This is a genomic window from Citrobacter sp. RHBSTW-00017, from assembly GCF_013797615.1.
Classification (GTDB): Bacteria; Pseudomonadota; Gammaproteobacteria; order Enterobacterales; family Enterobacteriaceae; genus Citrobacter; species Citrobacter braakii.
The window spans coordinates 1,448,963-1,461,664 of record NZ_CP056899.1 but is presented as its reverse complement, the minus strand read 5'-3'; the positions used below and the strand labels follow the sequence as shown (position 1 = coordinate 1,461,664).

15 protein-coding genes are annotated in these 12,702 nt (G+C 54.1%); 2 read left to right on the top strand and 13 right to left on the bottom strand.

What is annotated here, in order from left to right; all coding sequences use genetic code 11:
* Positions 1-102: 102 nt before the first annotated feature.
* Positions 103-954, top strand: coding sequence for a 3-mercaptopyruvate sulfurtransferase (gene sseA / locus HV037_RS07070; protein ID WP_103284111.1), 852 nt, complete (start codon positions 103-105; stop codon positions 952-954).
* Between the two features lie 222 nt (positions 955-1,176).
* Here the strand turns inward: sseA and sseB are convergent, their stop codons facing one another.
* The 11 genes from sseB to trmJ all read right to left on the bottom strand — a co-directional run bounded on the left by sseB (position 1,177) and on the right by trmJ (position 9,986).
* Entirely contained in the window at positions 1,177-1,953 is a 777-nt protein-coding gene (gene sseB, locus HV037_RS07065) for an enhanced serine sensitivity protein SseB (protein WP_016157136.1), read from the bottom strand.
* Positions 1,954-2,023: 70 nt separating this feature from the next.
* Positions 2,024-3,307 carry an aminopeptidase PepB gene (gene pepB / locus HV037_RS07060; RefSeq protein WP_103284112.1) on the bottom strand — a complete coding sequence of 428 codons (1,284 nt, stop codon included), beginning with the start codon at positions 3,305-3,307 and terminating at the stop codon, positions 2,024-2,026.
* Positions 3,308-3,367: 60 nt separating this feature from the next.
* A complete protein-coding gene (gene iscX, locus HV037_RS07055; RefSeq protein WP_003037694.1) occupies positions 3,368-3,568 on the bottom strand; it encodes a Fe-S cluster assembly protein IscX in 201 nt (66 codons plus the stop codon).
* An 11-nt stretch (positions 3,569-3,579) separates the two neighbouring features.
* Positions 3,580-3,915, bottom strand: coding sequence for an ISC system 2Fe-2S type ferredoxin (fdx, locus tag HV037_RS07050; protein WP_003037690.1), 336 nt, complete (start codon positions 3,913-3,915; stop codon positions 3,580-3,582).
* A 1-nt stretch (position 3,916) separates the two neighbouring features.
* Entirely contained in the window at positions 3,917-5,767 is a 1,851-nt protein-coding gene (gene hscA / locus HV037_RS07045; protein WP_103284113.1) for a Fe-S protein assembly chaperone HscA, read from the bottom strand.
* A gap of 15 nt (positions 5,768-5,782) precedes the next feature.
* Positions 5,783-6,298 carry a co-chaperone HscB gene (gene hscB / locus HV037_RS07040; protein ID WP_016154008.1) on the bottom strand — a complete coding sequence of 172 codons (516 nt, stop codon included), beginning with the start codon at positions 6,296-6,298 and terminating at the stop codon, positions 5,783-5,785.
* 108 nt (positions 6,299-6,406) lie between these two features.
* Complete coding sequence (iscA, locus tag HV037_RS07035) at positions 6,407-6,730, bottom strand: iron-sulfur cluster assembly protein IscA (protein ID WP_003835203.1); 324 nt, start codon at positions 6,728-6,730, stop codon at positions 6,407-6,409.
* Between the two features lie 20 nt (positions 6,731-6,750).
* On the bottom strand, positions 6,751-7,137 hold the full coding sequence (gene iscU / locus HV037_RS07030; protein ID WP_002913991.1) for a Fe-S cluster assembly scaffold IscU: 387 nt from the start codon (positions 7,135-7,137) through the stop codon (positions 6,751-6,753).
* Positions 7,138-7,163: 26 nt separating this feature from the next.
* Positions 7,164-8,378: a cysteine desulfurase gene (iscS, locus tag HV037_RS07025; protein WP_016154009.1), complete on the bottom strand. Its 1,215-nt coding sequence runs from the start codon at positions 8,376-8,378 to the stop codon at positions 7,164-7,166.
* A gap of 167 nt (positions 8,379-8,545) precedes the next feature.
* Positions 8,546-9,037 carry a Fe-S cluster assembly transcriptional regulator IscR gene (iscR, locus tag HV037_RS07020; RefSeq protein ID WP_005120405.1) on the bottom strand — a complete coding sequence of 164 codons (492 nt, stop codon included), beginning with the start codon at positions 9,035-9,037 and terminating at the stop codon, positions 8,546-8,548.
* Between the two features lie 217 nt (positions 9,038-9,254).
* On the bottom strand, positions 9,255-9,986 hold the full coding sequence (trmJ, locus tag HV037_RS07015) for a tRNA (cytosine(32)/uridine(32)-2'-O)-methyltransferase TrmJ (RefSeq protein WP_016157139.1): 732 nt from the start codon (positions 9,984-9,986) through the stop codon (positions 9,255-9,257).
* Between the two features lie 118 nt (positions 9,987-10,104).
* Between trmJ and suhB the strand changes: the two genes are divergently transcribed.
* On the top strand, positions 10,105-10,908 hold the full coding sequence (suhB, locus tag HV037_RS07010) for an inositol-1-monophosphatase (protein WP_016157140.1): 804 nt from the start codon (positions 10,105-10,107) through the stop codon (positions 10,906-10,908).
* 84 nt (positions 10,909-10,992) lie between these two features.
* Here the strand turns inward: suhB and HV037_RS07005 are convergent, their stop codons facing one another.
* Together HV037_RS07005 and HV037_RS07000 are read right to left on the bottom strand one after the other, a co-directional pair.
* Positions 10,993-11,973 (bottom strand): nickel/cobalt transporter, encoded by a 981-nt coding sequence (locus HV037_RS07005; protein WP_016157141.1) that lies wholly within the window; start codon positions 11,971-11,973, stop codon positions 10,993-10,995.
* Positions 11,964-12,602, bottom strand: a complete 639-nt coding sequence (locus HV037_RS07000; RefSeq protein WP_016157142.1) for a DUF1007 family protein — start codon at positions 12,600-12,602, stop codon at positions 11,964-11,966. Before HV037_RS07000 ends, HV037_RS07005 begins: the two co-directional genes overlap by 10 nt.
* Positions 12,603-12,702: the final 100 nt, after the last annotated feature.

The window sequence follows — 12,702 nt, the reverse complement described above, 5'->3', positions numbered from 1 at the left end:
CGTGATTAATGTGGATTCGCCTGACAAATCAGCCTCTTTTACTTGTCGCATTGCACTAAACATCCGACAATTTGCCAAAACCTGGTAAAAATGGAGATGCCTATGACCACCGCCTTTTTTGTCGCTGCCGATTGGCTTGCCGAACACATTGACGACCCGGAAATACAAATTCTTGATGCCCGGATGGCACCTCCAGGACAGGAAGATCGTGATGTTGGCGAGGAGTATCGTGCAGGCCATATTCCTGGCGCAGTCTTTTTTGATATTGAAGCGCTTTCCGACCATACGTCACCGCTACCGCATATGATGCCGCGACCGGAAGCCTTTGCCGTAGCGATGCGCGAATTGGGCGTTCATCAGGATAAACACCTGGTTGTCTACGATGATGGCAACCTGTTTTCCGCGCCTCGCGCATGGTGGATGCTGCGGACATTTGGTGTCGAGAATGTCTCCATTCTGGCGGGCGGTCTGGCTGGCTGGCAGCGCGATGAGCTAATGCTCAAAGAAGGAAATGAGGATTTACCGGAAGGTGAATTTAACGTGGCATTTACGCCTGAAGAGATTGTGCGCGTTACCGACGTACTGCTGGCCAGTCATGAAAAAACGGCGCAGATCGTCGATGCCCGACCGGCTGCGCGTTTTAATGCCGAAGTTGACGAGCCGCGTCCGGGCCTCAAGCGTGGCCATGTGCCTGGTGCGCTTAACGTACCGTGGACAGAGCTGGTTCGTGACGGTGAACTGAAAACTACCGACGAACTGGATGCTATTTTCTTCAGCCACGGCGTAAGCTTTGACCGTCCCATTATCGCCAGCTGCGGCTCAGGCGTCACGGCGGCGGTGGTTGTGCTGGCGCTTGCCACGCTGGGCGTTTCTAACGTCGCATTGTATGACGGCGCATGGAGCGAATGGGGCGCGCGTAACGATTTACCGGTAGAACCGGCTGAGACTCAATAAAATCTGATTTACTCATCTTTTTCACCCACAAAAAAACCGCTCAATGAGCGGTTTTTTTGTGCCTATCCGGTTCGCGGCCTTTCTAGCAGGCTGTGCTGCTTTAGCAACGCAGGCTCATCGTAGCGAACTAATACTCCCTTTTGAGGGAGAAAAAGCCAACTGAGTTAGCGGCAAAATTATTCAGTGCGCGAGGTATTATCCTTCGTGGCGGCTTTCCTTCACTCAGATAATCCGGTTCTGTTTGAAATCGCGCAGGAAACCGCCCCAGCGGCGTTCGTAGAACGGTGCGATGTGCTCAGTGATAAAGTGACTCACGCCCTTCTCACCTTTCTTCACCTGGCAGATATCAATGGGTTCATCACCCGGCAACGTATCGGTCGCGACGCTACCCGCAGCATGGATGATCTCTTCAATATCACCTTCAGCTTCAATACCAATCAGCAGATTCGGCTGGGCTTCCGCACTTTCTTTGATTGAGCAGAGAAATGCGCGTTTTACCGGCTTAATGGTTTTAAACAGCGTGGTCAGTGAGTCAATCATCTGCGCCGGAGGTTCGGCGACTTCAGAAAGGATCAGCGATTCACCACCTTCCAGTACTTCCTGGGTGCTTAGCGGATTACCCTCTTCCCCCATCAGCAGGCTGATTTCACGCGGCATAAACTCTTTGCCGGTCGGCAGTTTAGCGTTGAGAAAGAGCGTTTCGCCAAGCGTCATTTCAAATAGCGTACGCACCGGCATAACGACAAATGCTTGCTCATCTTCAACCGCCTGTTGCAGGGCTTCCAGGGAGGTGAAGAACGGGATCACGGTCGTGCCGTCTTCTTTTTCCCAGTGTTGAAGGTCGAGGGCACTGTCTTCTACTACCGCCTCGCCTTCTGCGGCAGTACCCGGCACCCAGACGGTGGATTCCAGTAAAGTACGGAAAAATGCCGGACGATGCGCAGGCTCTGTCGCTGCTTGCTCCAGCAACGTTTCTAATTCATTTTTTGTTTCGGACATAAGTATCACAAATTGGATGAATACATGTAAGCCGGATAAGCTTAGCGCTATCCGGCAATACAGTCGTGAATTATGCGGTCAGCAGATTCGCGATGGTGCGCACACCCAGACCAGTTGCGCCCGCAGACCACTGCTCAACCGGCGCTTTGCGATAGGTTGCAGAGCAATCGATGTGCAGCCAGCCTTGCTGGTAATTTTCCACGAAATGGGACAGGAAGCCCGCCGCGGTGCTTGCACCCGCTGGATAGGCCGCACTGCCGGTATTATTCAGCTCAGCAAAATTTGACGGCAGTTGGCTACGGTGGAACTCTGCCAACGGCAAACGCCAGAACGGCTCGTTTTCTTGCGCCGCACTTGCCAACAAACGCGCGGCCAGTTGGTCATCAAAGCTAAACAGCGCGTGGTAATCGTTGCCCAGTGCGGTTTTCGCCGCGCCGGTCAGCGTGGCAGCATCAATGATCAATTCAGGTTTTTGCGCGCTGGCATCGATCAGGCCATCGGCCAGTACCAGACGCCCTTCAGCATCGGTATTCATCACTTCAACTTTTTTACCGTTGCGATAGTGAATGATATCGCCAAGCTTAAAGGCGTTGCCGCTGATCAGGTTATCCGCGCAGCACAGATACAGCTTTACACGCTTGTTCAGGCCACGGGTGATGGCAAACGCCAGCGCGCCGGTGACCGTTGCCGCACCGCCCATATCGGACTTCATTGAGTCCATAAATGCGCTTTGCTTGATGCTGTATCCGCCGGAGTCAAAGGTAATTCCCTTGCCAACCAGGCAGGCATAAACTGGAGCTTCTTTGTCGCCAGTCGGGTTGTAATCCAGCGCCAGCAGCACCGGCGGACGTTCAGAGCCTCGACCCACGGTATGCAGCCCCATGTAGTTCTGCTCGCGCAGATCTTCACCTTTGGTGATACGGTACGAGACGTTGTCGCAGGCCACGCCGCACAGCAGGTCTACCGCGCGTTGCGCCAGCTGTTCCGGGCCCAGCTCTTCTGCAGGTGCGTTAATGGTATCGCGCACCCAGTCAATAATCTTCAGACGGTTATCCAGCTCTTTGCGCTGCGCCTCGTCCAGAGCGGCCCACTCAACTTTGCGGGTGCCTTTTGGTCCTTTGTAACCCTGCCAGAACGCCCAGCTACGTTCGGTATCCCAGCCTTCACCATCCAGTTGGACATGTTTAATACCCAGGCCGTCAATTTTACGCGCGGCGCGCTGGATAAGGCTGAGATCATCGTTTCCGTTCAGGTGCAGGGTAATACCGTCATTATTAATGCTGTATGTCGCCTTTTCACCCCAGCGAGCATCAGCGGGTTGCGTGGAAAGCGTAATTTTCATGGCTTCTGTCATTTTATTTATCCTTATTTCGCGCATACAGGAAAACGGGCCACCCGTGGGCAGCCCGTTGACTTATTCGGCTTCGTCCAGCCAGACCAGTAAAATGGCCTCAAGGATTTTTTCGTTCGATGCCTGTGGATCATCATCGAACTCTTCCAGGTCACAGATCCATTGGTGCAGATCGGTGAAACGAACGGTCTTGGGATCGAGATCGGGGAACGCGTCGTACAACGCCTCGCCGATTTCGCGGCTATCGGTCCACTTCAGTCCCATACTACCCTCTGTTAATGCTCACGTGCATGATTGATTGTGTAACGTGGGATTTCGACCACTAAATCGTCCTCGGTTACCCGTGCCTGACAGCTTAAACGGCTCTCCGGCTCCAGTCCCCAGGCTTTATCCAGCATGTCGTCTTCTTCTTCTGTGCTTTCCGGCAAAGAATCAAAACCTTCACGTACGATGCAGTGGCAGGTCGTGCAGGCACAGGATTTTTCACAGGCGTGTTCAATCTCGATACCGTTACGCAGGGCAACGTCGAGAATGGTTTCGCCGGTCTCAGCTTCCAGAACTGCGCCATCGGGACAGAGATCCTGATGAGGCAAAATAACAATCTTTGGCATATTAAACCTCGTCCACGGAATGGCCTTTCAGCGCGCTACGGACGGATTTGTCCATACGGCGAGCGGCGAATTCCTGGGTTTGTTTGTCTACGTTTTTAATGGCTTGTTCTATCGCGTCAACATCGTCACCCTGTGCTACCTCGCTCAAGTGCGCAGCAGCGGTGTCGATAGCCTGACGTTCTGCGGCGCTTAACAGCGCGGCATCAGCGTTCAGCGCACCGGATAAACTCTCCAGTACGCGTGCCGCTTCGACTTTCTGTTCTGCCAGCATACGAGCTTTAACGTCCTGCTCGGCAAAACTCATCGAATCCTGAATCATGGAGGCGATTTCACTGTCGGTCAGACCGTAGGACGGTTTGACCTGAATCGAGGACTCAACGCCGGTGGATTTCTCCATAGCGGTGACGCTCAGTAGCCCATCAGCATCGACCTGGAAGGTCACGCGGATATGCGCGCCGCCTGCCGGCAACGCCGGGATACCGCGCAGCGCAAAACGCGCCAGTGAACGACAGTCCTGCACCAGCTCACGCTCGCCTTGCATCACGTGAATGGACATCGCGGTTTGGCCATCTTTAAACGTGGTGAAGTCCTGCGCGCGCGCCACCGGGATAGTGGTGTTACGCGGGATCACTTTCTCCACCAGACCGCCCATGGTTTCCAGTCCCAGAGACAGCGGGATAACGTCCAGCAGCAGCATTTCGCTGTCCGGTTTATTCCCGACCAGAATATCCGCCTGGATTGCCGCACCGATAGCGACCACTTTGTCCGGGTCGATAGAGGTCAGCGGCGTATGGCCAAAGAATTCACCGACGCGTTCACGTACCAGCGGCACGCGCGTTGAACCACCGACCATTACCACTTCCAGCACATCCTGCGGCTCAACGCCCGCATCTTTCAGCGCACGGCGGCAGGCCAGCAGCGTACGTTTAACCAGTGCGGAAATGAGTTCATTAAAGGTTTCACGGTTGATTTCACCCTGCCATCCCGCCACGTTAACCGTCACAGAATCGGCGTCGCTGAGTGCGATTTTCGCTGCAATCGCGGCATCCAGCAGTTCGCGCTGTACGCGGTTATCGCTGCGATCGGCAACGCCCGCCTGCTCGCGAATGTAATCGGCCAGCAGATGGTCAAAATCGTCGCCGCCGAGCGCGGAATCACCACCGGTCGCCAGCACTTCGAACACGCCGCGACTCAGGCGCAGAATAGAAATATCAAAAGTACCGCCGCCAAGGTCATAGACCGCGATCACGCCTTCCTGACCGGAATCCAGGCCATAAGCGATCGCCGCAGCGGTCGGTTCGTTCAGCAGACGCAATACGTGCAGGCCCGCCAGACGCGCGGCGTCTTTCGTCCCCTGACGCTGTGCATCGTCAAAGTAAGCCGGAACGGTGATCACTACGCCATCCAGTTCGCCGGACAACGATTCGGTTGCCCGCGCGGCCAGCGCTTTCAGAATGTCAGCGGATACGCGCACCGGATTAAGCAAACCGGCAGCGGTTTCAATCATCGGCAGGCCGTTTTCGCTCGCCTGGAATGAATAAGGCAGATGCGGGTAACGCGCCTGGATATCCGCCAGAGAGCGGCCCATCATGCGTTTTACCGAGCTGACGGTGTTTGCCGTATCCAGCGCAGCATTGGCGCGGGCATCGTAACCGACCGAGTAGCCCTGCTGCTGATAGTGAACCACTGACGGCAACAGGTGGCGACCTTCATGATCTGCCAGCGTTTCGGCCTGGCCGCTGCGTACGGTCGCAACCAGGGAGTTGGTGGTGCCTAAATCGATACCGACCGCCAGACGACGCTGGTGCGGCGCGGCGCTCAGACCAGGCTCACTAATTTGTAATAAGGCCATTTTCGCTTCCGGAAATTAAAAATCGAGCAGTTTTTCTTCGAGTTGTTCTGCACTGCTTCGCAGTTTATCGAGAAAACGCAGCTTACGCACGGTATCTGCCGCTGCGTCCCACGTCTCGCTATCCAGCTGTTCCACCATCAGTTGATGGCGAACGTTGTACATTTCGCTGACGCGTTGCATAAACGCATCCAGCCGTTGATTGTCTTTTGCCTGTTCAATCTCGTCCAGCTCTTCGCGCAGCTCAAGTTGCTCCATCAGGAACGCGGTATCGCGCACCGTGTGCTGCTCGCTGCGGATATCAAAGCCGTGTAAAGACAACAAGTATTCGGCGCGCATCAAAGGATGACGCAGCGTTTGCCAGGCCTGGTTGATAGTGGCGGACTGCGAAACCGCAGCAAGTTGTTCCGCCTGAGAACCGCTGGCGAATTTATCAGGATGATACTGACGTTGCAGATCCTGAAAACGTAGGCTCAGCGCCTGAGTATCGAGCTGATAACGGGCCGGTAAGCCAAAGAGGGTGAAGTAGTCCATAACATTCTCAGGGCATCGATTCTCTGTTGTTCGATGAGGCAAAACCAGAGAGTCAGGTAAAACAAACCCCACGCGCAGGCGACCACGGTGGGGTTATCAGTAAGCGCGTTACACGTGGAAGCTTTCGCCGCATCCACATTCGTCTTTCACGTTCGGGTTAGTGAACTTAAACCCTTCGTTCAGACCTTCTTTGACGAAGTCTAACTGCGTACCGTCGAGGAATTGCAGGCTCTTACCGTCGATCACGACTTTTACGCCTTTGTCTTCAAACACGGTATCTTCAGCCGCCGGCTCGTCAACAAATTCCAGTACATAAGCCATACCTGAGCAGCCGGAGGTTCTCACGCCCAGACGCAGACCAAACCCTTTACCGCGGTTTGCCAGGAAGGTATTTACACGCGCTGCTGCACTGTCGCTTAAGGTAATCGACATAATAAAACCTCAACTCTTAATTATTTTGCTTCACGTTTGCTTTTGTAATCCGCAATCGCGGCTTTAATCGCGTCTTCAGCCAGAATAGAGCAGTGAATTTTCACCGGTGGCAGTTCAAGCTCGTCGGCGATATCGGTATTTTTGATCGCCTGTGCTTCGTCCAGAGATTTCCCTTTTACCCATTCGGTAACCAGAGAGCTGGAGGCAATAGCGGAACCGCAGCCGTAAGTCTTGAAACGCGCGTCTTCAATGATACCCTCATTGTTGACTTTGATCTGCAACTTCATCACGTCGCCACAGGCCGGTGCACCCACCATGCCGCTGCCCACGTTCTCGTCGCTGTTGTCAAAAGAGCCCACGTTACGTGGATTCTCGTAATGATCGATTACTTTTTCGCTGTAAGCCATGTTGAATTCTCCTTATGTGCGCCGAATTAGTGATGTGACCATTCAATACTGTTCAAATCCACGCCCTGTTTGAACATTTCCCACAGCGGGGAAAGGTCGCGCAGGCGGCCAATGGAGTTGCGAACCAGATTGATGGCGTAGTCAATCTCTTCTTCGGTAGTGAAACGACCTAAAGAGAAACGAATTGAGCTATGTGCCAGCTCGTCGGTCATCCCCAGCGCGCGCAGCACGTAGGATGGCTCCAGGCTTGCAGAGGTACATGCAGAACCGGAGGATACAGCCAGGTCTTTCAGCGCCATAATCAGCGACTCGCCTTCAACAAAGTTGAAGCTAACGTTGAGAATGTTCGGCGCGCCCTGCTCGAGGTCACCATTGAGGTACACCTCTTCCATATCTTTCACGCCGTTCCACAGACGGTTACGCAGAGTGCGCAGGCGCGCCATCTCGGTTTCCATCTCTTCTTTGGCGATACGGTAAGCTTCACCCATCCCAACGATTTGGTGCACAGGCAGCGTACCGGAACGCATACCGCGCTCGTGACCGCCGCCGTGCATCTGCGCTTCAATACGAATACGCGGTTTACGACGAACGTACAGCGCGCCGATACCTTTCGGACCATAGATTTTGTGGCCGGAGAAGGACATCAGGTCAACTTTCAGTTGGCTCAGATCGATAGGCAGTTTGCCCACGCTCTGGGTCGCATCAACGTGATAGATGATACCGCGGGCACGGCACATTTCGCCGATGGTTGCGATATCCTGTACCACGCCGATTTCGTTGTTAACGTGCATGATGGAGACCAGAATAGTGTCGTCACGCATTGCCGCTTCAAGTTCTTTCAGGTCGATAATGCCGTTACGCTGTGGGGCGAGGTAGGTCACTTCAAACCCTTCGCGCTCCAGCTGACGGCAGGTGTCCAGCACGGCTTTGTGTTCGGTTTTGCTGGTGATGATGTGCTTGCCTTTTTTCTGGTAAAAGTTGGCTGCACCTTTAATCGCCAGGTTATCGGATTCCGTCGCACCGGAAGTAAAGACGATTTCACGCGGATCGGCACCGACCAGATCAGCGATCTGATTGCGGGCGATATCTACCGCCTCTTCAGCTTGCCAGCCGAAACGGTGTGAACGGGAAGCTGGGTTACCAAAGTTTCCGTCCAGGGTCAGACACTGCATCATTTTCTCGGCAACACGCGGGTCCACCGGCGTGGTTGCGGAGTAGTCGAGATAGATCGGTAATTTCATTGCTCTATAAACTCCGTACATCGCTTCAATGCAAGGAATCAGGCAACCGGCTGGATGTACGACCGAGTTAACGGGGCGTCTGGCACCCCGGCCTGATTCTGAAATACTTTTTACGCTTCATCTTTCTGGCTGCCTTAATGCAACCAGAAGATATTGCGTAATTTTTATTAGGCACGCAGTTTGACGTCGATAGCGTCTTGCGTGCGGGTACTGCGTGGAGCGTCATGTGTGTGCTGGCGACCAGACACATCCAGGACTTCCTGATTATTCACCAGTTCGCCCAACGTAATGTTGTTGAGGAAACCGGTCAGACGATCGCTCAGATCGCGCCACAGCGCGTGGGTCAGGCATTTATCGCCGCCCTGACAACCGCCTTTGCCCTGGCAACGGGTCGCGTCTACAGACTCGTCAACAGCGCTAATCACTTCACCTACTGCGATGCTGCCGGCATCTTTACCCAGCAGATACCCGCCGCCTGGTCCACGTACGCTGGAAACCAGACCGTTTTTACGCAAACGGGAAAACAGCTGCTCCAGATATGACAGGGAAATTCCCTGACGTTCAGAAATATCAGCCAACGGTACCGGGCCCGTTTCGGAGTTGAGCGCAACGTCCAACATTGCGGTCACGGCATAACGCCCTTTTGATGTCAGTCTCATGTCTTACTTAGCCTCAAACTCGCCCCTGCCCGGGGTTTTTTATTGTAAAATGGGGGTATTGCATAGCAGGGGCAAGTCTGACATTCCCGACTAAATCAGTCAACTATTTACTTGACTAATTTAGTCAGGTATTTAACCTTCAGTGCCATTTTCATTTACCGGATGGCGCTTCGCTAATCCGGCCTGGAAATCGTGCAGCCATCCGGCATCAAGACGCTTACTTGCCTTTATTCTGCTGCTCTATAGAAGCTAAAATTCCGCGCAAAATGTTCAGCTCCTGGCTCTCAGGACGCGCGCGAGTGAACAGACGGCGCAGCTTGTTCATCACCTGCCCCGGATGTCCTTCGCGGATAAACCCGGTCGACAGCAGCGTTTGTTCCAGATGACCGTAAAAACGCTCTAAATCATCGACCAGCGGATACTCAGCTTCTTCGTATTCTGCGGTCTTGTCGCTTTCCTGCGTTGCCAGCCAGGCCATGCGAACTTCATAAGAGATGACCTGCACCGCCATCGCCAGGTTGAGCGAGCTGTATTCCGGGTTCGCGGCAATGGCGACGTGATAATGACACTTCTGCAGCTCTTCGTTGGTCAGGCCAACGCGTTCACGTCCAAACACCAGCGCCACCGGCGAGTTCGTTGCTTCAGAGACGCTTTTTAAACCGCATTCACGCGGATCCAGCATCGGCCACGGCAGCGTACGGGAGCGCGCGCTGGTACCCACCACCAGGCTGCAACCCGCCAGCGCTTCATCGAGAGTATCGACGATCTGCGCGCTGCCGATCACATCGCTGGCACCAGCCGCCAGGGCGATGGCCTGGGAGTCCGGTTTAACCAGTGGATTTACCAGCCACAGATTAGTTAAACCCATGGTTTTCATTGCGCGGGCCACAGAGCCCATGTTGCCAGTGTGAGAGGTTTCCACCAGCACGATTCGAATATTTTGCAGCATTGTATTTCTTCGGCTAAAGATTATTCGGGCATATTATCATAAAACGAAGACATATTCCGAACTCGCTGCTATACTCTGCGCCGTTTTCCCGTTCTTTAACATCCAGTGAGAGAGACCGATGCATCCGATGCTGACCATCGCCGTGCGCGCAGCGCGCAAGGCGGGTAATGTAATTGCCAAACACTACGAAACGCCAGACTCTGTAGAAACCAGCCAGAAAGGCAGCAATGATTTCGTGACTAACGTCGATAAAGCCGCCGAAGCGATTATTATCGAAACAATTCGCAAATCTTACCCACAGCACACCATCATCACCGAAGAAAGCGGTGAGCATGTTGGTGAAGATCAGGATGTTCAATGGGTTATCGATCCACTGGATGGCACCACCAACTTCGTAAAACGTCTGCCGCACTTCGCGGTTTCCATCGCAGTACGCATTAAAGGCCGTACTGAAGTCGCCGTTGTTTACGATCCAATGCGTAACGAACTGTTCACCGCAACCCGCGGCCAGGGCGCACAGCTGAACGGCTACCGTCTGCGTGGCAGCACTGCACGCGATCTGGACGGCACCATCATCGCCACCGGTTTCCCGTTCAAAGCGAAACAGCACGCCACGTCTTACATGAAAATTCTTGGCAAGATGTTTACCGAGTGCGCTGACTTCCGCCGCACAGGTTCTGCTGCGCTGGATCTGGCTTACGTTGCCGCTGCACGCGTTGACGGTTACTTCGAAATCGGTCTGAAACCATGGGATTTCGCCGCAGGTGAGCTGATTGCTCGTGAAGCAGGCGCACTGGTTTGCGACTTCACCGGCGGTCATAACTATATGGCGACTGGCAACATCGTTGCAGGTAATCCGCGCGTAGTGAAAGCCATGCTGGCTAACATGCGTGACGAACTGAGCGACGCGCTGAAGCGTTAATTCAGTACAGCCCGGTGGTGTCATGCTTACCGGGCTTACGTGTTGATACAGGCCGGATAAGGCGAAGCCGCCATCCGGCTTTGATTAAAACGGTCTAATCCCTCGCCCCACCGGCACCGCGCTCACCCACATCACTACCGCAGCAGCAATCAGCACCGCACCACCGGCTAATGCCAGCGTCGTCCAGCCAATCTGTCGCCACAGCACCGGCGCTTTATGTCCGCTAAGTCTCACCGCCAGCGAGCGGAAACTGTGTACCAGCAAAGCCAGTGACGTAATGGTCAAAGAGGTTCCTGCCGCCATCGCCAGCGCCGACGCCATGCCCCAGCTAAAAACGCCAACCACTTTGCTAAACAGTAAAACCATAATTGCCCCGGAGCATGGCCGCATTCCCATAGACAAAACGATCATCAGCCGGGCGCGCCAGTCATCACCGCTTTGCAGCTGTTCAGGATCAGGCAAATGCTGATGCCCACAGCCACAGCCCTCGTGATGCACATGGTGCGGCGTGAAGGCGGTAAATTTCGGGCGACGCAGCAACTGGCGCAATTTCTTCAGCGCACGGACGCACAATAAAACGCCCAACACGCCAACCAGCGCATAACTCCCTTTCTCCAGCCAGAAACTACTCATATGTAGCTGTCGTGCAGGCAACTGCAAAATGGTGAGCACCACAACCACCAGCCCAATGGCGACCAGTCCCTGTAATAAAGATGAGGCCAGCGTCAGGCCAATACTCGACCTCAGCTTCGAGGGATGCGTTGCCAGCCAGGTGGTAATGACGACTTTTCCATGTCCTGGTCCCAACGCATGCAGCACGCCATAGAGAAAACTAAACAGCAGCAGCGATCCCCCGGCCTGGGCCGGATTGGCGGCAACGGCTTTCAGCAAACCGCTCATCTGCTGGTTAACGTCGCGCTGCCAGACGACACTTTTCATCATCACCTGCGGCCAGGCCTGCCATAGCCACAGTATGCCGACTGCAGCCAGCAGTAAAAACACCGCCAGCGGCCATAGCGTGAGCCAGCGGCGTCTGGCGGCGCGTTGTTGATAAACTACGGACATTGCAGCGTCACCGTCTGTGCAAACTGTTTACCCAATTCCATATCCTCCGGCGGTGCGTCTTCTTTATCCAGCGACTGCGCAAAGCTCAGCATTTGTTCATTCGGCGTCGGCGTATGTACTGAAATACGGCATTGCTGACTTATGGCCTGCGCCAGCCTGGCATCGCTGTCTTTGTCATAGCTCATATCAACGTAGTAGGTGGGGTCGAAGGTTGAAATAGTATATTTTTGACCGCTCAGCGGCTGAGCTTCCGCCAGCGGCAACACGAACGTCAGCACTGCCTGATGTTCTTCACGCTCCATGCCATATTCCGTCGGCCTGTTTTTAAACTTTACCTTTTTCCCGTCGTGCCACACTTCGGTGAAATAGTGCTGCCCGAGGACGTTGGCCATCACTTCTGCCGCCAGTTTTTTCCAGATCTCATCACCAGGTTTGGCATTTCCCGCATCGTAAAGCAGATCTGCCGAGGTGATTTCATCCATCGTCCAGCGCATTTTTAGCGCGACGAACTGGTCATTCTCGCTCACTATCTCGGTTTTCAAATGGATAAAGCTGTGGGGATGCGCACCTGCGCCAAAGGACAGGATCGCGAGAAACAACGTCATAATGATACGTTTAACGCCTTGCATGAGTTCTCCACGAGAAAAATCTACACCGCCACAAATAATGATGCTGTGTTTGGCGAAAGTGTGCTGAGGATACCATTGAACGAAAAAATGTTGAGCCTCC